This is a genomic window from Paenibacillus sp. FSL k6-2145 (assembly GCF_037976585.1).
Classification (GTDB): Bacteria; Bacillota; Bacilli; order Paenibacillales; family Paenibacillaceae; genus Paenibacillus.
Genome location: NZ_CP150267.1, coordinates 4,216,530 through 4,236,851, shown reverse-complemented (window position 1 = coordinate 4,236,851; position 20,322 = coordinate 4,216,530). Strand labels below are relative to the sequence as shown.

17 protein-coding genes are annotated in these 20,322 nt (G+C 49.4%); 8 read left to right on the top strand and 9 right to left on the bottom strand.

Annotated elements, in window-relative coordinates:
- Positions 1-248 precede the first annotated feature (248 nt).
- The 3 genes from NZ043_RS18905 to NZ043_RS18895 form a co-directional block, all read right to left on the bottom strand.
- Entirely contained in the window at positions 249-437 is a 189-nt protein-coding gene (locus NZ043_RS18905; RefSeq protein WP_017689496.1) for a hypothetical protein, read from the bottom strand.
- Between the two features lie 283 nt (positions 438-720).
- Positions 721-1,212 carry a phosphatidylglycerophosphatase A gene (locus NZ043_RS18900; protein WP_036609851.1) on the bottom strand — a complete coding sequence of 164 codons (492 nt, stop codon included), beginning with the start codon at positions 1,210-1,212 and terminating at the stop codon, positions 721-723.
- 309 nt (positions 1,213-1,521) lie between these two features.
- Entirely contained in the window at positions 1,522-5,667 is a 4,146-nt protein-coding gene (locus NZ043_RS18895) for a DNA polymerase III subunit alpha (protein WP_339309050.1), read from the bottom strand.
- A 266-nt stretch (positions 5,668-5,933) separates the two neighbouring features.
- Here NZ043_RS18895 and NZ043_RS18890 point away from each other — a divergent pair, with 266 nt between their 5' ends.
- The 3 genes from NZ043_RS18890 to NZ043_RS18880 all read left to right on the top strand — a co-directional run bounded on the left by NZ043_RS18890 (position 5,934) and on the right by NZ043_RS18880 (position 7,197).
- Complete coding sequence (locus NZ043_RS18890; protein ID WP_249911215.1) at positions 5,934-6,263, top strand: YtrH family sporulation protein; 330 nt, start codon at positions 5,934-5,936, stop codon at positions 6,261-6,263.
- A gap of 21 nt (positions 6,264-6,284) precedes the next feature.
- Positions 6,285-6,773 carry a hypothetical protein gene (locus tag NZ043_RS18885; protein ID WP_017689500.1) on the top strand — a complete coding sequence of 163 codons (489 nt, stop codon included), beginning with the start codon at positions 6,285-6,287 and terminating at the stop codon, positions 6,771-6,773.
- An 82-nt stretch (positions 6,774-6,855) separates the two neighbouring features.
- Entirely contained in the window at positions 6,856-7,197 is a 342-nt protein-coding gene (locus tag NZ043_RS18880) for a YtpI family protein (protein WP_249911216.1), read from the top strand.
- 143 nt (positions 7,198-7,340) lie between these two features.
- On the opposite strand, the gene NZ043_RS18875 is transcribed toward NZ043_RS18880, so the two are convergent.
- The 3 genes from NZ043_RS18875 to NZ043_RS18865 form a co-directional block, all read right to left on the bottom strand.
- On the bottom strand, positions 7,341-8,675 hold the full coding sequence (locus NZ043_RS18875) for a DRTGG domain-containing protein (protein ID WP_036609860.1): 1,335 nt from the start codon (positions 8,673-8,675) through the stop codon (positions 7,341-7,343).
- A gap of 210 nt (positions 8,676-8,885) precedes the next feature.
- Positions 8,886-9,170: a hypothetical protein gene (locus tag NZ043_RS18870; protein ID WP_085981456.1), complete on the bottom strand. Its 285-nt coding sequence runs from the start codon at positions 9,168-9,170 to the stop codon at positions 8,886-8,888.
- A gap of 321 nt (positions 9,171-9,491) precedes the next feature.
- A complete protein-coding gene (locus tag NZ043_RS18865; protein ID WP_036609862.1) occupies positions 9,492-9,839 on the bottom strand; it encodes a YlbF family regulator in 348 nt (115 codons plus the stop codon).
- 237 nt (positions 9,840-10,076) lie between these two features.
- Between NZ043_RS18865 and NZ043_RS18860 the strand changes: the two genes are divergently transcribed.
- The 5 genes from NZ043_RS18860 to NZ043_RS18840 are packed head-to-tail and all read left to right on the top strand — an operon-like array spanning position 10,077 to position 16,421.
- Positions 10,077-11,444, top strand: a complete 1,368-nt coding sequence (locus NZ043_RS18860; RefSeq protein ID WP_074094376.1) for a YheC/YheD family protein — start codon at positions 10,077-10,079, stop codon at positions 11,442-11,444.
- Positions 11,445-11,476: 32 nt separating this feature from the next.
- Positions 11,477-12,667, top strand: coding sequence for a YheC/YheD family protein (locus NZ043_RS18855; protein ID WP_249911217.1), 1,191 nt, complete (start codon positions 11,477-11,479; stop codon positions 12,665-12,667).
- Positions 12,668-12,727: 60 nt separating this feature from the next.
- Entirely contained in the window at positions 12,728-14,101 is a 1,374-nt protein-coding gene (locus NZ043_RS18850; RefSeq protein WP_091032558.1) for a YheC/YheD family protein, read from the top strand.
- Positions 14,101-15,207: a YheC/YheD family protein gene (locus NZ043_RS18845; protein WP_091032561.1), complete on the top strand. Its 1,107-nt coding sequence runs from the start codon at positions 14,101-14,103 to the stop codon at positions 15,205-15,207. Before NZ043_RS18850 ends, NZ043_RS18845 begins: the two co-directional genes overlap by 1 nt.
- A gap of 35 nt (positions 15,208-15,242) precedes the next feature.
- Positions 15,243-16,421, top strand: a complete 1,179-nt coding sequence (locus tag NZ043_RS18840) for a YheC/YheD family protein (RefSeq protein ID WP_133384185.1) — start codon at positions 15,243-15,245, stop codon at positions 16,419-16,421.
- 66 nt (positions 16,422-16,487) lie between these two features.
- Here the strand turns inward: NZ043_RS18840 and NZ043_RS18835 are convergent, their stop codons facing one another.
- The 3 genes from NZ043_RS18835 to NZ043_RS18825 form a co-directional block, all read right to left on the bottom strand.
- Positions 16,488-18,410, bottom strand: coding sequence for an alginate lyase family protein (locus tag NZ043_RS18835; RefSeq protein ID WP_249911218.1), 1,923 nt, complete (start codon positions 18,408-18,410; stop codon positions 16,488-16,490).
- Entirely contained in the window at positions 18,407-18,742 is a 336-nt protein-coding gene (locus NZ043_RS18830) for a cupin domain-containing protein (RefSeq protein WP_249911219.1), read from the bottom strand. The genes NZ043_RS18835 and NZ043_RS18830 overlap by 4 nt, the downstream gene beginning before the upstream one ends.
- 68 nt (positions 18,743-18,810) lie before the next feature.
- Complete coding sequence (locus NZ043_RS18825) at positions 18,811-20,208, bottom strand: sugar ABC transporter substrate-binding protein (protein ID WP_249911220.1); 1,398 nt, start codon at positions 20,206-20,208, stop codon at positions 18,811-18,813.
- Positions 20,209-20,322: the final 114 nt, after the last annotated feature.

Sequence of the window (20,322 nt, the reverse complement as noted above, 5' to 3'; positions counted from 1 at the left end):
GGATCACCGGCTTCTGTCAGCACGATTGATGTTACCTGCAAAAACCGAAAGATTGTTGCGCCGATGTTTGAATCTATCTTGGTAGGGTCTCCGGGAGCAACCAGGTCGGTCCTTGTCCTAACAAAAAAAGAAGGAAGGACAGCAGCATACAATACATGCAAGTCGATTCCTCTCTCCGCTTACGCGATTAGTCCCTTATGTACCGATGGTACTTCTTCATCTGCCAAGGCACGTTGATGTCGAACGAATCAGGAATGCAGAATGGAATTCAGCACTTCCTGGACCTCTTCCAATTCCCCAGAAGGGACGCGAATCTCAAATTGCTGCTTGGATAAACTGATGGGACGGGTCTGTACCAGAAAACCTTCTTCCGAAAGCTTGGTCTTGATCTTGTCCGCAACCTTTGCTGTCGGCGCAATGTAAATCACCGTCCACATGCCTTGTCCGCCCCCTAAGCTAATGTTCAGAGCCCGTATATTGGACTAATGATAACATACCTCACTTTTTTTCTGCAAGAAAGGGTTCGGGACCTTTGGGGAGAATTTGGGATCATGAGGGACATTAGTCCCCCACGAATAACTCATATGGTTGACGAAATCTTCTTGTTCTTACCTCTTCCATAAGCAGCCGCAAGCTTATCAGGGCAGCCTCGGCCGCCCTTGATGACTTCATATGAGCCATTGGAGTGACAACAGCATATAAGCATGGAAATACAGGGGGTTACAGGTCTGAGGGGTATTTTTTGGCTTTAATATTTTTGTGTGCAATCCGGGCAGATGCGGCAGCCGCCACCCCTGCGACCAGATCATCCAAAAAGACATGAATGGCTGTTGTGTGTTCGTTCAAATCATGAATTACACCTATTTTTTCTTTATCCAGATAACCAAAGCTGGTTAAACCGATCATACCATACACATGAGTAATGCCGAGGGCCAGAGTCTCGTCCACTCCATACAGGGATTCATCCGCTTCCATAATAGCCTGTAACGGTTGGGGCAAGAGTTTTTTCTCCGCAAGTTCGTCGAGAGCAATGCCCGTATAGAGCGTATATTGCACCTCTCGTTTCTGCAGAACGGATTTCACGCTGGTTACACAGTCGTCCAAGGTCAGTTCGGGGTGGTACCCTTTTTGCAGACGGTATACAATTGCTGCGATTGCATCAATCCGTACACCCCGCCGGGCCAGCATGGCTTCTACGATTTCATATGACATATCTCGACCTCCCGCATCAATCCCCCGAGGACCACGAGGTCCTTCGGTGTTCTCAAGTGTATGCAGCAACCTGTTAAAATGTTCATAAAATGTGCGGATGGTTAAGACCAGTCGCAGCCTAAACCTGTTTCAGGATTGTACATTCCGCTCTGGTCTGTAGCTGGCCTATAACAAGTCTGCAATTTGTTTGTTTAAACCCTGTCGTCAGGGAACCGAGCTCGCACTAAAATAATCAAAAAAAACCTGTTCAGCATTGAGCCAAACAGGTTTCATACTATGGATAAGTGCTATCACTTACGGGACAGCCTCTTATTTAATTTTGACTGTGCCTTCACCCAGCATTTTCTCCATCTCGGAGAACAAGGTTGGTGATGGCTTAATCCGGTAGGCATCACTCAGCGCAAGCAGCTTCTGCTGCTGCTCATAGAAGAGCACTGTCGCCACAGGTCCGGGATGCTCCTGAAGCAGCTGCTTCAGACGTGCCAGAAGCTCAGGCTTCTCCGCATGCGGGGCAATCTTCACGAACACCCGCTGCTCCACAGCCCGCGGTTCGCGGCTCTGCTCCGGGCTGCCTGCCGCCTCAGCGGCACCGCCCGGCCGGGAAGCCGCAGCCGTGGCTGCGCCCGTACCCGCCGCATCGCTGCGCGTCGCTGCCGAGCCTTGGCTCCCGCTGCTGCGCACAGCGGAAGCATCCCCGCCTGCGCTGCTGCGCTGCGCTTCGGCTCCTGCGCCCGCTGGCCGCCGCGGCGAAGCCGCCTGCGCCGGGCGCGAAGAGCTGCCGCTGCCGGGCTTGCCGCGCCGGTCGCGGCTGCGCAGCTGCTGCTCCAGTGCTGCCGGTGACAACGGCACCACTTCCTCAGCCAGCAGCTTAAACCCTTCGTCCTGCTGCTGCACTTTGGCACGCACGACGAGCAGTTCACCTTTCCCGACATGTTGCTGGCTACGCCTCCATACCTCGGGAAAGAGAACGACTTCACAGCGTTCGATCTGGTCTTCCAGCTCCATGAACGCCATAGCCTTGCCCTGTTTCGTCGTGATCGACTTCACAGACACAACCATACCCGCGGCGACGGTCATCGTGTCGTCTGCCGCCTCGGTCAGCTCCATGATCCGGTCAGCCCCACTCGATTCCAACACATCTTCATAGTCATCCAGCGGATGCCCGGAGAGATACAAACCTAACAACTCACGCTCTAGCTCCAGTTGCTGCCCTGAGGAATAAGGAGGAATTTCCGGGTATTCAATCTCCCAGTTTGGCGTCTCAACAAAGTCGAATAATTGAATCTGCAGATCCTCGCGTTCCTTGCGCCATTTCAACGCCGCCTCAACAGTTTCATCCAGCATCGCCAGCAATTGGGCCCGGTGACCAGGTAATGTATCAAAAGCTCCGGCCTGGATCAGCGATTCAATCACCCGTTTGTTGCATACACGCAGATCCACACGACGACAAAAATCGAGCAGACTGTCGAACGGTCTCTCCTGCCTTACGATCATAATGCTTTCCATTGCTTGGGTACCGACATTTTTCACAGCGGCAAGACCAAATCGTATTGCACCCGTTAATTTTTCCTTATCTTCATCCGCATTTGCATTAGACACTGCATCGTTTTTCTTCACAGAGTACAGTTCACCTTGCTCCGTGTGCGAAGAAGACGCTTCTTTCCCCTGGTCATTACCATTTTCCGTTGAAGCAGCCGTCACCAATCCCGGTTCCTTCCGGTTGTCGGATGCCTCAGGCATGGATGTCGCTGCTTGCCACTCATATCCGCCACTGTCCTCTTCCAGTCCAGGACCGGGATCATCCGGCAGAGGTGCTTCACCATATTCTGCTTGTCCCGAATGCCCATCATGCTCATGAACGCGATCTTCCCTGAAGGAGCTCTCATTACCGTTCGCGGCATGTTCTTCAGCCGAGCTTCCGGGGTTACTCTCTGCATCTGCTCCCGCATTCTGCTGCGATACATTGCTCTGATCCCCAGCTCCTGCGCGGCCAGACGGCACAAATACAGGTGTAAACAAAATACCGCTCTCATTCACATCCGGCGGAAGCACCTCCATGTCCATACGTCGACATTCCACCACGTACTCTGCCACTTTCCGATGACTGCCCATTACGGCTGTTAACATGGATGCCATAAAATGAACCGGATAATGCGCCTTCAGATACGCCGTCTGGAACGCAAGCACACCATATGCCGCGGCATGAGCACGCGGGAAGCCATAGTTGGCAAACTTGACGATCATATCGTAGACCAGGTCTGCCTCTTCTTCGCTATACCCTTGTTTCAGGCTGCCTTGTACAAAGTGTCCACGCTCCAGATCCAGCACTTCCCGTTTCTTCTTGGAGACCGCTCTGCGGAGCAAATCTGCCTCACCCAACGAGAAACCCGCCATCCGGGAAGCAATCTGCATGATCTGTTCCTGATACACGATGATACCGTACGTATCTTTCAGGATAGGCTCCAGATCCACATGGGGGTAATCCACTTCAATCTGTCCATGCTTACCCTGAATGTATTTGGATATGAACTCCATCGGACCCGGACGGTACAAGGCAAGTACAGAGATTACATCTTCAAAACTACTTGGCTTCATCTCTTTCAGCACACGGCGTACCCCGGCAGATTCCAGTTGGAATATGCCCATCGTGTCCCCTCGCCCAAGCATCTCGTACGTTAACGGATCATCATCGGGGATAAGGCGGAAATCCGGAATTTCTCCATGTTCCCCAATCCAGCGTACACACCGCTCAATGATTGAGAGGGTACGTAAACCAAGAAAGTCCATCTTAAGCAACCCGATCGACTCCAGGTTTTCCATGGAATACTGGGTTAACGCTGTCCCTTCACTGCCCTCCTGAAGGGGCACCGCATCGGTCAGCGGGTCACGGGAGATAACCACTCCCGCTGCATGCGTCGAAGCATGGCGTGGCATACCTTCGACCTTCATCGCCATATCCAGCAGTTCACGCGTCTTGGGCTTGGTTTCATACAGCGCCTTCAGTTCAGGTGTAGCTTCCATGGCCCGCTCGATGTTAATGCCAAGCTGCGCCGGAATCAGCTTTGCAGCCTTGTCCACTTCACCATAAGGCACATTCAGGGCCCGCCCAACATCACGTACAGCTGCACGGGCAGCCATCGTTCCAAACGTAATAATCTGGGCGACATGGGCTTTGCCATATTTATGAGCGACATAATCAATGACCTCATCCCGCCGTTCATCGCTGAAGTCAATATCAATATCCGGCATGGAGATCCGCTCGGGATTCAGGAATCGTTCGAAGAGCAGGTTGTATTTCATCGGATCCACATCGGTGATGTGCAACGTGTATGCTACCAAACTTCCTGCCGAGGAGCCACGGCCTGGTCCAGTAACAATGCCTTGCTTATGCGCATAGGCGATAAAATCCCAGACAATCAGGAAATAATCCGAGAATCCCATGCTGTCGATTATACCCAGCTCATACGCCAATCGTTGTTCGAGTTCGGATCGAAGCTCCGCATCTGTCCAACGTGTGGACTGCGCATAACGATCCTCCATTCCTTCTTCGCACAGCTGACGCAGATACGCCGAAGGGCTGAGTCCATCAGGAAGCGGTCTGTATTCCGGCAAAATCGATTTGCCGAATTCCAGCTTCAATTCACAGGACTCTGCAATGCGGACGGTGTTTGCCAGAGCTTCCGGTACATGAGGAAACAGACGAGCCATCTCTTCTTCACTTTTCAGATAGAGCTGATTGGTTCCAATCCGAAGCCGATTCTCATCATCCACGGTCTTGCCCGTTCCGATACAGATCAGCACATCCTGAAGCTCAGCATCCTCTTCAGACAGATAATGCGCATCATTGGTCGCTACAAGCGGAATCTCAAGCTCAGCAGCCAGTTTGATCAACTGCGGATTTACCCTTTTTTGCTCGGAAAGTCCATGATCCTGAAGTTCCAGATAGAAGTCGTCACCAAAGATATTTTTGTAGCGTAACGCCGCACGTCTTGCCTCTTCTTCTCGCCCATGCAGCAGATGCTGTGGTACTTCACCACCCAGACACGCGCTTAGACAGATAATGCCCTCATGATGGGCAGCCAGACTTTCCATATCTACACGGGGTTTGTAATGAAAACCCTCGAGATGTCCAATCGAGCACAATTTCATCAGATTACGGTAACCCGTCATATTTTTGGCCAGCAAAATCAAATGATGAATCGGTTGATCCTTGCGGCTTCCCCGCTCTTTGCGGGACCCCGCTGTCATGTATGCCTCGCAACCTATAATCGGCTTGATGCCTCTCTCCATACATGCTTTATAAAAAGGAATTGCACCATACATCACGCCATGGTCGGTCAGCGCAAGTGTCGTCATTCCGAGATCTGCAGCCTTATTCACGAGATCCGGAATACGCGCAGCGCCGTCCAGCAAACTGTATTCGCTGTGAACGTGCAAATGCACAAAAGAACTCATGTTTTTTTCTTCCTTTCGCCGCAGATAGTCGCAGCATCGATCTTCTGATCCGTCTGCTACCCTATCTATCTCATATATATGAATTAAATAAATAATAAATGGAATCCCCATATTAGAATTTGTAACAACCTCTTAAAAGGAGACTTTATTATTCTATTTTATCATAACGTTCGGGGGCACGCCCATACAATAGAAGTACAAGCCGCTCCCCCTGTGACAGACCGAAGACAGGAGGTGTGCTGCTAGGTCTGAAAGGGGTGTTGCCAGTGAGCACATTTTTGTCCAAAGCCATTCTTGATTTCTTTATTGCGTTTGGAATCGTGCTGGGCGGCGCGATGATCGGAGGTGTTGGAGCGGTGATTTCTCTTCAGCCTCCAACACAAACGATGCTCGATATTTCTGGAAAAATAAAGATATGGGCACTCGCAGCCGCTGTCGGCGGCACAATAGATCCCATGCGTGTCATCGAGAGCAATTTCCTGGACGGTAACCTGTCTCCGGCGGTCAAACAAATCCTGTATTTGATCTCTGCTTTTATGGGCGCGCATATGGGAACCGAGCTGGTGAAATGGGTGTGCGGCGGAGGCCGGAGCTAATATGAGACAGGAACAGCGTTCATGAGAATTCCGCCATTTTCCCGTTACCGCCCGCTAATGCGAATGACCGCTGTGTTTGTTCTGGGAATGATCGCTGGATGTGTCGTCTACAATGGTGTATTTCACCTGAGTTACAATGCGTTGTGGCTGAATAATCAGGAGCTGCAGCTTCAGCTGCATCAGAATGAGGAGGATATCAAAACGCTGAAAAAATACAGTAAACGCCAAACCGTTATCAAGGAAATCAAGGTCCGTGCAGAAGAATCGGATAAGGGGCCAGATGAGGCTTCTCTGAAAGTGATGTTACAGAAGCTCGGAGACGAACTTGAGGTACTTCGGGGCAGAGATGTATTCAACATCGATGAGTATAGCAAAATGACGAGAATCATGCTGAATCAGAAAGTGTACTCGGTCAGGGAAAAAGAGTACACCGTTCAGGTCAAAACGATGCTGGTTATGGAAGGCGTACTGCAAGTTTGGGTACAGATTCGCATGCACGTTCCTGCGTAACAGCAAAAAACTGCCCTTGTCTGCATCTCTCCATGGTACAATAAGGGCAGTAAATGCTTTCCAGAAAAGGAGCTGCGTCTTTGTGTTCATTGATGTACTCAAATATGCTCTAATCGCTATCTTTGCTGTTGCCATGGTTTTTGCAGCGTTGAACAGTATTCGTTCACACAGAAGCTCGGATGCTGCCAGAGCCGGTCTGTACCGTTCGTGGACAAATATCTGGATGGGTGGCATGCTTGTCGTGCTTGCGCTGATCCTGATGTTTGTCTTCACGGGTTCCACTTTATCTGTGGTTGTGGAAGCGCTATTTCTGATTATGGGTGCGTATAATGTATTTGCCGGAATACGTAACCGCAGTTATTATGCACGGCTTCAACAACGGTCCAGTAATGGATCAGGTACAACCTCCGGACAATCTGCATGATCCGTTGAATCGCTCGTTGTTTTTGCAAAAAGAGAGTACTTCCCCTTCGTTAAGCGAAGCCAGAACCGCGCGACAGCGCAACCCGGCAGAGCTTCTCGATCGGGGAGTACTCTCTTTGTCTGTGCCCGAGGCAACGTACCCTGCTAGGCATGGTCAATCGACTGCAATGTCATTACCGCTTTGCATACCACACTACCTTCACGGGTAACCACAATGTCCATTTTGCACGTTCGACGGCTGGTTTCCAGAATTAACGGTCGAACCAGGATCTGATCCTCAATCTGTACCGGTCGAACAAAATAAGTCGTTACATTATCCACCACATGGTCGTTCCCTGTAACATCCCACGCTGCCCGCCGGCCAGCCTGTGTCATCACATTCAACAGAACACCTTCGGAGATCGTACCCAGATCCGTTGCCATCTGAGGAATGATGAATCCGTGAAATAACAATTCGTTCTGTTCACCGCGCTCCTCGGCAAACCCGTTCCAGATCAGATGATCAAACGTTTCTCCCAGTTGTGGCTGCTTCTGTGCATCCCGCATGGCCTGAAGCACTTCCTTGCGTGTGACGGACGCAATCAGTTTGCGATTCCGATCCACGATTGGCAGAAAATCGATGCCTTCCCAAGTCATAATCTGGGCAGCAGAAGCAAGAGATGTCTGCAATGAGGCCGTAATCGGGCGGCGTATCACACATTTCTCAATACTTTGATCTTCTTTCAGCTCACTGACATCCTTCAGACTCACAATCCCGATGACCCGGTTCCATTCATCCACCACCGGGAAGCGATGTTCACCTGTCTCTGAAACCAACATATGAAAATCTGCGGCTGAACTGGTCACCTTCAATACCTGCAAGCGAGGTTTCTGACCAATGATATCCTCAACAAGCATAATTTTTTTCTTAATCAGCCGGTCGAAGATCGCACGGTTAATCATCGAAGCCACCGTGAATGTATCATGTCTGGATGAAATAATCGGTAGCCCAAGCTCGTCAGCCATAATTCTTACTTCACGACTTGTCCCAAAACCACCCGTAATCAACACGCCCGCTCCCTGTTCGAGGGCAAGCGAGTGAGCATCTTCACGGTTACCTACAATCAGCAGACTCCCAGCGTCAATATAACGGGCCATTGCCTGTTCTTTCATCGCACCAATCACATACTTGTGCAGCGGTTTGGCGAGACCTTCGTTCCCCCCCAGCACATGGCCTTCCACAATGGTCACAACATCAGCAAAGGTCAACTGTTCCGACATGCCCCGAGGTCTCTTCTCGATCCGCACCGTTCCAATTCGTTCCTTGGTCACGACCAGCCCGAAGTTCTCCGCCTCTTTCACCGCACGATACGCTGTCCCTTCACTTACACCCAGCTCCCGCGCAAGTCCACGTACTGATATTTTGCTGCCAACCTTCAGTTGTTCAATATGTTGAAGTAACTGTTCATGCTTCGTGACGTTCTCTTCCTGTCCGTCCAACTGTACCACCCCCGAAGATGCATCTGTACTATACTGTATCTATTATAACACGGCTCTAGGAAAATAACCCCACCTCTACCCATTCTCATAGGCAAGTTCGCCATCTAAATTTAATCATCTGATTAACCTCTAATTCTGTATGTACCAAAAAAGACCGGCCCCCTTGTATCAAGGGATTCCGGTCTTCCATGTTGGATCTCATACTGTACCTTATACTGACTCGCTCCGCTCCTGCTTGTCCAGCAGTTTCATCTCCCACTGCCGCAGCTTCGCCCGGCGAACGGCTTCCAGTGCACGCTTCTTCTCTTCATCCACACCGAGAATAAAATGCAGATGTGCACCAACGATTAATAAGGAGAACAGCACCCATACGATGCCAAAAATATTAACCCAGTCCATTCCTCCAGCAAAGGAAATCCGCGGCAGTGCAATGACCAGCATCGACAACGCAATAAGCAGATAGATCACATGTTTTGCTTTTTTCAACCTCTTCACCATTCACAGCTCCTTCGTTCTTGATCGACTCTATATGTCTAGTCTATGAACGATAAGGAGCCAATATGAAAGGTTCAGGTAAAAAAACAAGACAACCTTTTAGTACGTGTTCAAAAAGATCAGTTTTCAGTACCGAGAAGATGGAATGAAGCTAGAAATGTGGAGTAGCGGAGCGTAGGACAACTACGTGAGCAACCGCAATGTTTCCGCAGGAAACAACCTTCGTAAGCCCACACTTATTTCGGCTGAATTTCATATTCGATGCTGATGATGCCTCTAGGCATCCTTCGTAATCAAAAGTGGACTTTTTGAACTACCTTTTTACGCTTCAGCGCCACCGTACAGATGACCCAGGCTGTCAGCAATAATTTTGTTCACGTCTTCAATGATGACACTGAGACGACGCTCCGCATCAAACAAGCGACGGATGTTCAGATTCAAGCTCAGTACTTCGAACAGTTTCTCCATTTTCTCCATCTCATCCGGAGCTGGCATATCCCCGCTCATCATACGTTGTTGCAGTTCCATTTGTTGATCACGGAAGTTATCCAACATTGCTTTTGCATCCGGATCAGCTTCAATCAGCTTCATCGCGGAAGTAATCTCTTCCACCTCGCTGCTTTCTCTCAGTGCTTTGGCCAAATCATTGGCTTTGTCATAAATGTTCACTATTATTCCTCCTCAGATTGGTTTGTTCATCCGTGTTAATACACGCTTTTCTCTCCTGTCAAACAAGGGCGATCTGAAACAGGTCATCAATAACCTGCCTCGAAATCAAATGCATTTAATCCATATGGGTCAATCACCAAGGGTTATATGTCCTCATATGATGAAGCACATGCCATGTTCAGATGCCGTTCAACTTCGAGATCAGACATCAAGTTGCCGCCCGGAAGGAGATCCGTGATGTCCACTAAAAAAGTAACGATTCAGGTTACCGGCTCGGGCATCCTGCAGGACGACGTCATCATGCTGGGCGAAGGGGTACTCAAGGCGCTTAAAATCCCTTCAGGAAGGCCGCTTCAGCTGCAATTTGGCTCTTTCCGCCGAGAAGTCACTGTCATTCCGGTACCAAGGTATGACGGGCTGCGCATCAATCAGACAGTTGCCAGCAAGACCGGTCTCGTTCCGCGTTCGGTCCTGAGGGTATCCTATCGTTCAGCCAGCCGTACGCTTCGCCTTGGACCCTACATCAGTGTACTGGTTAGCCAGGATTATCCCGATCAGCCCGATCGGCCCTTTGGCTCCATCACGATGTTCTGTCAAGAACTGGTGAACGCCTGCCGTAAGCAAGGCGCCTATGTATCCTTTTTCACACCGGAGGATATTGGAGCGGTAACGGGTTATATGAAAGGCTGGGTGTATGATGACGGCTGGAAAAAGACTGTTCTGCCTGTAGCAGACGTCGTCAATAACCGGCTAACGTCCCGCAAGCTTGAGAACAAACCTAGCGTACAGCATTTTATGAAAGAAGTAAAATCGCTCTACGGCACGCAAACCTTCAATGAAAAGTTTCTGGACAAAAACGAAGTGTTTGACGCACTCAAGTCCATTTCAACGCTTAAACGAGTTCTTCCCGAGTCTCATTTGCTCAAGACGTCCGCCATGCTCAAGACGATGTGCAACCGACATCCGGTTGTATTTCTGAAGCCCGTACGCGGTTCTTTGGGCAAAGGGATCATCCGGGTCTCACGTCAGACTGACGGAAGCTTCCTGACTCTGGCGACTGGCGTCGGGGGTACCCGGAAACAAACGTATACTTCTCTGGATAAACTGTATGCCAGTATGTCTGGGAAAATGAAAACAACGCGTTATCAGATCCAACAAGGGCTGACTCTCATTGACAACAGTGGCAGACCCGTGGATTTCCGTGCGCTCGTGCAAAAAAACCGTACAGGTAAATGGAGTGTAACCTCCATCGTCGCCCGGATTGCGGGCGGGAGTCACTACGTATCCAATCTGGCACGGGGTGGAAGTCTCAGCACCGTCAAGGATGCTGTTGCCAAAACACAGTTGTCTGGATCAGCCAAAGCTTCCGCGTATGCAGGATTGCACACCGCAGCACTGGATATCGCAAAAGGGATCGAGAGTGCCATCCCTGCTCATTTTGGTGAACTTGGTATTGATCTGGCTCTGGACACCACTGGGCGCGTATGGCTGCTCGAAGTCAACTCCAAACCATCCAAGAATGATAATACACCACTGAGTGAGAGCAAGATCCGCCCTTCCGTCAAAGCCATGCTTGAATACTCTACGTACCTGGCGGGTTTTTGAAAAGTTATTTCATAGAGGAGAGGTGCAGCGTAATGTTTCCATCATCTCAGACCAAGACACTGGCCATTCTGGTACGTGCAACCGAAGGCTCACCTCCCTTTACAGATGAACTTTTCTGCCGTCGTCTCAGTTTGGGGAGCATGCGATACGCCCTTCAGATTATTGTGATCCCGATATCGAATGATGCAGTCCATCTCCCTCTTCAATGGGGATATATCTATCATCAAGGGAAGTGGAATTCGGTACCTGTTCCTGCAGTCGATCTCATTATGGATCGTTGTCTTCGCCCTATCTCCAGGTACGTCAGACAACAGCTTAAGGAATGGATACCAACCAACGGCACAGATCAACACCGTTATTGGTCTGCTTCCCTTCCAGGAAAATGGGAGGTACATCGTGTGTTGTCCCGAAATCCTGAATTGAGGTCACAACTTGCTCCCACAACCCGGATAGGATCGCATATTCCTTGGGAAACATGGCTGGACCGTTGGCCCAGAGGACTGTTCTTCAAACCGGTATCCGGGACTCATGGCAAAAATACCTTTCGCCTGTCTCAGGGAGCGACTCCATCAACATGGGTCGTGGAGGGGCGTAACGAGGACAATGAACCCTTTTTTCTTACATTCAACCATACCCAGGCTGTATCTTCCTGGCTAGCATTACATCAGGCTGAGCGTAAGATGATCGTGCAGCCATATCTGGATCTTAGCCATCATGGAAGAGCATTCGACATACGGGCTCTAATGCAAAAGAATGGGCAAGGTCGCTGGACGCTTACCGGATGTATGGTACGGGAAGGACCCGAAGGTTCACTCACGTCCAATCTTCACGGTGGGGGTAAAGCATATCCTGCCCACGCATATCTGCTCCAGCGATATGGAACAATCCGCACGGAAACTCTGCTGAAGAGCATCCGGCAGACTGCTACTCTTATCCCCACCCTGCTGGAAAGCCGTTTCGGCAGGTTAGCCGAATTGGGGCTTGATTTCGGAGCAGATGCAGAGGGCCAACTCTGGCTAATTGAAGTCAACTCCAAACCAGGCCGCACCTCATTCGCAGAAGCGGGCGACCGACGCATGCATACCCTGACTTATACCCGGCCGCTTGCCTATGCCCGTTATCTGTTGCAACAACATGTTCTCACGGACGTCATTCGTCCAATGAAATTGCCGAATACATCCAGCAAAGCTGGCCTGAAACCCATCCCGATTCACGGCGGCTGAGGCCCGCAGCGCCCGCTTGCCATGGAGCCCAAGGATCTTTTCAGGATAGGAGGATAAATCATGAGTTTGACCTTTTGCAATCTGCATTTCACCAAGCAACCGGATAAAGTGGTTTATGTATCCAACGCTTTAATGAAGAGCCTCAACCTGTCCGGCAAAAAAACGGTGCACCTTCGCTTCGGGCGTGACCGGGTACCTGCAACGATCAAACCAATCAAAAAAGCAGGTAAACATCTGTATCTCGCTTCAGGTATCCGTAATATGATGAACGTTCCCAAACGGGGCAGTATTTATCTCCGGAATTTGCAAAATGATGAGGTCCAGTTAGGTCCACTGATCGGCGTACTCTCTGATGGGCCTGCGACGAGCACTAATCCATTCGGTTCCCGTACTGGTTTCATCAAACAGTTACTCCGTGAAGGTAGCCGTAAATCCTACATTTACGCATTTACTCCTCGGGATATCAATTGGCAGAACGAGACGGTATCGGGTTTTTTCCTGAATGATAACGGAAGCTTCACACGCAAAACAGTACCTCTGCCCGATGTTGTCTACAACCGATTGCCGAGCAGACGCTCAGACTTCTCACCAGCAATCAACCAGCTGCGGGAACGATTTGTTCGCCGAAAAATTCCGTTCTTCAACTGGAGCTTCTTCAACAAATCGGATATCTATACGTTGCTGGAGAACGAGCCGGCAGCAGGACGGTATATCCCTGAATCGATTACCAATCCTTCCGTTGAACAGATGAAGGAAATGTTGGAACGCCATCAGTTCGTCTACTATAAGCCTACTGCTGGAAGTCTGGGGAACGGGATCTACCGCCTGACTTATTCGCCCAAACGCGGATATTTCGCACGTTATCGCAAAAAAGGCGGTAATGCACTCCTGCGTTTTGGGTCCTTCAACAGTCTGATGCGCATGCTTCAGGGAAGACATGGCAAACAGCTACGCGGATATGTTGTTCAGCAGGGAATACGTCTAATTGAGATTGATGAATGTCCAATTGATTTTCGTTTTCACATGCACAAAAATGGTAACAATCAATGGGTTGTTGTCGGGATTGGAGCCAAAAAGGCAGGACGTGGCAGCGTCACAACACACATCAAAAATGGCGGCTCCCTAATGACTCCTGAGCAGGCGCTCAGTCGCAACTTCGGCGATCGTGCGGGAGAAGTTCTTCAGCAGGCCAAATCCGTCGCTATTACACTGGCCCAGGCGATTGAAACCCAGCACCAGCATCTGATTGGTGAGATTGGCTTTGATCTGGGCATTGATCAGGAGGAACATGTATGGATGTTCGAAGCGAACGCCAAACCCGGGCGCTCCATTTTCCGTCACCCTTCACTCCGGGTGGAGGGCAAATCGTCGGTGGAGCACATCTTGGAACACTGCCTGTATTTGAGCAAGTTCCGGAAGAAGGAAGAAATTTGATGAGCCTTCATGATGATTTCAAACCTGTCATTGCTGTTTTGACCATGCATGATAAACAGCGCATGTTCAGGGGAAATCATCAAAATTTTCAGGATATCTTACAGACAGGCGAGAGCATGGGATACGTGGTGTACATTGTGACTGTGCGGGATCTGAACGTGAGTGGTCCCACCGTGAAAGGATATACGTACAACAAGGGGAGTGGAAAGTGGGTTTCACAACCTTTCCCCCTTCCCCATGTTCTGTACAATCGTATTCCCAACCGGGAAGACGAAGGAAAACCTTCCGTTCAGCGCAAAATTGACGAATGCATGCAATCAGGAATCGAACTGTATAACCCATTCTTTTTTAACAAATGGGATCTGTTCGAATGGCTTAAGAAGTCCAAATCGACTCAGCAACTGATCCCTTATACTCGGCGGATGCGAAGTGCTTCTTCTCTGGGTGCCGTTTTACGGGCGTATCCCTATCTGTACCTTAAGCCCGAGAGCGGCAAAGCTGGCAAAGGAATCATGATGCTTAAATTCCAGGAAAAAGAACGGCTTCCCTACCGACTCAAAATACAAACCACACGTAAAAGCACGACCTATAAAGCAGCTACACTCTCCAAGTTATGGGCACGAATCCGCAAAGAAACCGGACATACGCCCTATATCATGCAACAAGGCATTGAATTGGCATCCTCTCGTAAACGCCCCTTCGATTTGCGTGTTCTTGTACAAAAGAACACCAAGGGCCAATGGAGCGTAACCGGTGTAGGAGCGAGACTTGCTGGCTCCCGCAGCATTACAACTCATGTGCCACGCGGCGGGAGCGTAGAAGACCCTGAGAAGCTGCTGACTGAGCTTTTTGGCGAAGAAATGTCAACAACCCTGATGAAACGTGTGAAATCCACTTCATTAATGATAGCAAGACAGGTAGAACGGGGATCAGGTTACACGCTCGGAGAAATGTCCATGGATCTGGGCATTGATGACCTGGGGGAACTCTGGTTCTTCGAAGCCAATGCAAAGCCCATGAAGTTTGATGAACCACAGATCAGACGGCGGTCATTGGAACGTATATTTCACTACAGCGCTTATCTTGCCCGTCAGTCCAAACGATGACAGACAGGAATACTGCAAAAAGAAGGTGATTGTTTGTGTCCTCACCTGTTCTGGGCATTATGACGTTGTACTTAAATGAACATCGCGCTCTTGAAGAACGAAGCGTTTATCGCAGAATGATTCTTGAAGGGCGCAAGCGGGGACTCGATATCTATGTATTCACACCAGCCGACGTACACCCCGGCGGCAAACAAATTGAAGCCATGGTTTTTCATGAGGGAAAAGGCTGGTCCAGGGAGTGGCGATCATTCCCGGACCTGATCTTTGATCGCTGCCGGATTCAGCGTAATCGAAGGTTCCAGCAATTGCTTGCTTTTCGTGAGAAATATGGGCATCTGCTCTTTCTGAACAGGCCACTGCGCAATAAATGGACCATCCATCAGACCCTTTTACAAAAAGCAAACTTTCGTGAACACCTGCCGGAAACCGCTCTATTTCAGGATATGTCCGATGTAAACCGGATGCTCAAAGTTTCTTCTCTTGTCTATCTCAAACCCATTAATGGAACAGGCGGACGTGGTATTCTGCGCATTGAACGCAGCAGTAGCGAGGCTAATACGGTGCTTGTTCAGGGGCGGGATCAGAAGCGTCGTATCATCACTCCACGTAAAGTTCATTTATCACGACTTGGCGCGTTGCTCCAGCACTGGAACATGAAAGACAAGTATCTTGTACAAAAGGGCATTCAACTTCAGCTTCCGAATGGACGTGTGCATGATTATCGCATGCTCGTTCAGAAGAACGGTGAAGGACAATGGGAGCTTACTGGATGTGCTGGACGCATGGGTGCAGAAAAAAGCGTGACCTCCAATCTGCATGGCGGCGGTCAGGCAATAGCGATGAACCGACTCATGAAGCAATGGATCGAAGATGACGACCTCCGGGCAGAAATTAACACAACTGCAGAAACGTTTGGCATTGATGTTGCTTCGTTTCTGGAAGATACGTATGGGGACCTGTGTGAGCTGGCACTGGATTTGGCGATTGACAGAAGCGGACGTATCTACCTGCTTGAAGTTAATCCCAAACCTGCACGTGAAGTATTCGCTCGCATCGGGGAGCGGGATATCTATTATAAAGCCATCACTCAACCGCTGGAGTACGCCTTATGGGTATATCGCAACAGACCTCCCGGAACGTCCAGAAAGCCAGCCATTCCCAAGCCCGTTTCGCAAAAAAACGCCAAAGTAAAAAGAAAAAGGAAAGTCAAGTGAATGGATAAGACAAAGCAGGAGTGTATGTTCGCCAAGTGCGAGCATCTGCTCCTGCTTCACTGTTTTTTATTTCTGTTCTTTCGTCCATTGCAGCGTGTCGTTGTCAATCACAATATACCCTTTTTCCTCACCTTGCACATAAGATAATGTCAATCTCATCAGGTCAGGTTCTAGTTGACATGTGGTAACACGTGTAACCTGGTCAATATGATCCGCAGGCAGGCACAACGTCAGAATACCCACTTTACCCGAGAAATCAGTCTTGCCCTGAATGACCGATGTTTCCGACTTGGAACCGTACACCTCAGATACCCAGCCGGGCTGCTCCGTCAACGCGAAGGCTCCCTTCCCGATGCCTGCCGTAACCCATTGCATAATCAGCGTTATGGAAGATGCCTCATAGCTCATATCCGCCGTCATTTCTCCAGCTTCATTCATTCTCAATGCAATATCCGCTTGCGGATGCAAGTGAAAACGTTGCTCCAGCGTATGCTCTGCTTCTGCTTCCAGCCAATCCACAATTAGTAGTATAGGGATCTCCACCCCTGCCAGCATCCACCGACGATGTGTAACTGGATCTGGCAAATGTGTATATCCATCCTGTGAAGCATCAATGAAGTGATAGCTGTCATTGCTCTCCCAACGTAGCGTTGTGGCCTGAGCCTCCGGTTCACCCCATTTCTGTGTGGAGAGATAAGGTGTCTGATCCAGACCATCCACCGTGACGGTATTGTGCGCCCGCGTACTTTTGAAATACCGCCGCCATTCCCCTTCTTCATACGTATAACGTCCGGTGTCCGTGAAGAAAAGCTGGTTCTTCCACATCCACTCCACATTCAGCGCATCCGCATGTCCGTGTGCTCCGCCCATGGCAGCCGCATCAAAAAATAGATATTGATACTTGTCCCTCATGACATAATATCCTGTCTGCGGAAAAGCCCGACTCGACAACGCCGGAGAAGAAGAAGCCTGTAATCTGAGGCATCGCTCATATTTCTCCACACCCAGCAACCAGAGACACTCCGAGCTATCTGTTCCGCGAGCCATCAAATCATCATCGTCCAGAATCGCTCCAAGCAGGGTCAGTCGTTGTCGTCCATCACCAACCCAATCCGAATCACCAATACCGGTAGACTGATGATCTGGTCGAATCAGCGCCTCGGTGAATGCAGCCATTTGGCGTAAACAGCGGGCATACCATGCCGAGAAAGGATGTCCTGATATCTCGCCCAACCGATAAGGCGTGCCAAACATTTCGATGCTGGCATTGTGGTAATGTGTTGTCAGTTCAACCTGTATCCCTTCTTCACCCAACTGATGCAGCAAACACAACTCAAGACGTTCCATCGCCACTTGACGCCAGTATGGACTTCGCGGATGCTGGTGGTAGAATGTAGCGATCATGAACAACCCTTGCATATGCATAATGGCATGATTGATTTCCGTGCTGCCGAGGTAACGGGTCAAAAACTCGGCGTGCTCGTTCAGACCTTGTCGAAACTCCGCTTGAAAGCCTTCGTCTATCAGTGAACTTGCTTCCATATATTTATATGCCGATATCCAGGACTGCACACGTAGTCCCGTCTCCAGCAGGCGCCATGGACCGGGCTTTTGAAAGAACACGGCCTCGTCATAAACCAGATTTACAGGTACCGGGTTTCGCTGTCTCCAGCTACGGAAGTGGTCAATAAATGTTGTTACATATAGCGGATTGCCCTTCATCAGATACGCCTTGCCTAGATCGAGCATATGCCAGTGTCGATTGATGCCCCATGTGAACTCCAGATCATTGGTCGGGTTGTGAAGCCAGTCCACAGGTGTCCCCATCGGAATCCAGCGATTCAGATCGTTGGTATAAGGAACGATAAATTCATTCAGGATGGCACGATTGGCTATCGTGAGCGAATTTCGGGCTTCTTCCGGAAAATGTTTTTCATAATATTGGGCAGCCCGTTGCAGATCCGTTGCCGAAAGGTAAAAATCGCTCATTGGGACGCCTCAAGGAAATCCTGACGGAACGGGGTAAACACATCCAGAATGACGGAGTCCTCTAGTGCCTTGACCCCATGCGGGACGTTAAAACCGGCATAAAAGCTGTCCCCTGCTTTTAAGATGCGAGTTTCTTCACCGACCTGTACCTCAAAGCTGCCTTTGACGATATAGCTGACCTGCTCGTGCGCATCATGGGAGTGAACTTCTCCAATACCCCCTTTAGCAAAGGTAACCTCCACCATCATTAATGTACCCCCGATACCCAAGATCTTCCGGGAACTCGTTTCGTTAATGATATGTGCATCGATAGACGCATGATTAATAATCATTTTTCTTTTCCCCTTTCCTTGTGAATAAGCGACCGAAGTAGTTAAACCACGGCCGCTATGAACGTTTATTAGTCTTCTGTGGACAATTTACCCTGAAGCTTGGAAGAATCAAACGATGGATCAGCAGTTATATTGGTCAGCCCTGCTGCTTTGGTTTTCTCCAGAGCTGCATTGTATCTCGTATCCAGATCCTTGATTACACTATCGAGATCACCACCCGTGAATACATAGATGGAGAATGCATCGCTCCATTTATTTCCTTCCAGTGAACTCTCGGTCACCACACTTGGATTTGCCGGGAAAATGGCATCATAACGTTTGGGCAGGAAACCTTCAATGCCCGGAATGCTTGGTTTTTTACCAGAGCTTAGTACAGCAGGAATCAGTGAAATCCCATATCCTTTTTCGTAATACTCACTCTGAAGATCTGTGCTATACACATACTCCATAAACTTCCATGCCGCTTCCTTGTTGGCAGAATCTGCATTGATGCCGATGTAGGAGCCCCCGATGACTTGCGAAGCGCCCTTGATCGTTCCATCATTAGTTGGTACAGGAGCGGCTGCCCAATTTTCTTTTGTAGGAAACTGATCTTTATATACACCTGGTTCACCGGAGTGGTTAATGTACATTCCGATTTTACCTTGAGCAAACTGGGCTCTGAGCGGATCGATGTCCAGACTTTCAACACCTGGCAGCATGCTACCATCCTGATTCATCTGACGAAGTGCCATTGCGATATCCTTGTACATCCCAAAATCAAATTGGCCAGTCTTGTAGTTGTAACCATCAATACCAACATTATTGCTTGCACCTGCAATCGTATTGGCTGCTCTCCAGAAACCGCTGCTGCTCTTGAACGGGCTGGCAAAACCATAGATGCCTTCACTTTTACCAACTTCGGTAATTTTTTTGGCATCCGCAACCATCTCAGCCAACGTTTTTGGCGGACTCTCGATCCCTGCCTTTTTGAAAATATCTTTGTTATACACAAGCCGCCAGACCTGCCCTGTATTGGGGAGGGAATATATTTTTCCATCAATTGTGTTTTTATTCTCAATCAAGCTGTCTTTAAACACGGCCTTCATCTCATCACTCATGTATCCATCGATCGGGGCGAGATACCCCTTCTGATAATACGTCTGAAAATCATTAACTTGCAGCACATCGGGTGCCTGCTTGCTGGCAAAAGCAATATCAACCGCCTGTGGATAGTTGTCCCCCATCACGGTCATCTCCACTTCAATGTTGTCCTTGTTTGTCTGGTTGAACTCATCGATCTTGGATTTCATAAAATCAGCATCATGGCGGTCCGGTGTCCAATATATGATTTTGGTTTTCCCTCCGGAATTCTCCCCGCTGGTCCCCGATTCGCTATTTGCCGAAGTACCACTGTCAGCAGAACAACCTGCCAAACTTAGCGCCAGCAATGCACTTAGCGTAGTCACCATCCACTTTTTAACCATTGATATGCCCCCTTATGCTTGTCTGGACAACCCGTTTGGTTATCCGTTAACGTAATGATAATCGCTACGCTTTCATGGAGGTGAGGGACATTCTGACTTTGCATGGTGGGAAAA

Excerpts from the sequence above, each read along its gene's own strand:
- NZ043_RS18845 (WP_091032561.1), top strand. The coding sequence starts at position 14,101 with ATGAGCCTTCATGATGATTTCAAACCTGTCATTGCTGTTTTGACCATG.
- NZ043_RS18905 (WP_017689496.1), bottom strand. The coding sequence starts at position 437 with ATGTGGACGGTGATTTACATTGCGCCGACAGCAAAGGTTGCGGACAAG.
- NZ043_RS18850 (WP_091032558.1), top strand. The coding sequence starts at position 12,728 with ATGAGTTTGACCTTTTGCAATCTGCATTTCACCAAGCAACCGGATAAA.
- NZ043_RS18895 (WP_339309050.1), bottom strand. The coding sequence starts at position 5,667 with ATGAGTTCTTTTGTGCATTTGCACGTTCACAGCGAATACAGTTTGCTG.
- NZ043_RS18825 (WP_249911220.1), bottom strand. The coding sequence starts at position 20,208 with ATGGTTAAAAAGTGGATGGTGACTACGCTAAGTGCATTGCTGGCGCTA.
- NZ043_RS18830 (WP_249911219.1), bottom strand. The coding sequence starts at position 18,742 with ATGATTATTAATCATGCGTCTATCGATGCACATATCATTAACGAAACG.
- NZ043_RS18900 (WP_036609851.1), bottom strand. The coding sequence starts at position 1,212 with ATGTCATATGAAATCGTAGAAGCCATGCTGGCCCGGCGGGGTGTACGG.
- NZ043_RS18885 (WP_017689500.1), top strand. The coding sequence starts at position 6,285 with ATGAGAATTCCGCCATTTTCCCGTTACCGCCCGCTAATGCGAATGACC.
- NZ043_RS18855 (WP_249911217.1), top strand. The coding sequence starts at position 11,477 with ATGTTTCCATCATCTCAGACCAAGACACTGGCCATTCTGGTACGTGCA.
- NZ043_RS18860 (WP_074094376.1), top strand. The coding sequence starts at position 10,077 with ATGTCCACTAAAAAAGTAACGATTCAGGTTACCGGCTCGGGCATCCTG.
- NZ043_RS18835 (WP_249911218.1), bottom strand. The coding sequence starts at position 18,410 with ATGAGCGATTTTTACCTTTCGGCAACGGATCTGCAACGGGCTGCCCAA.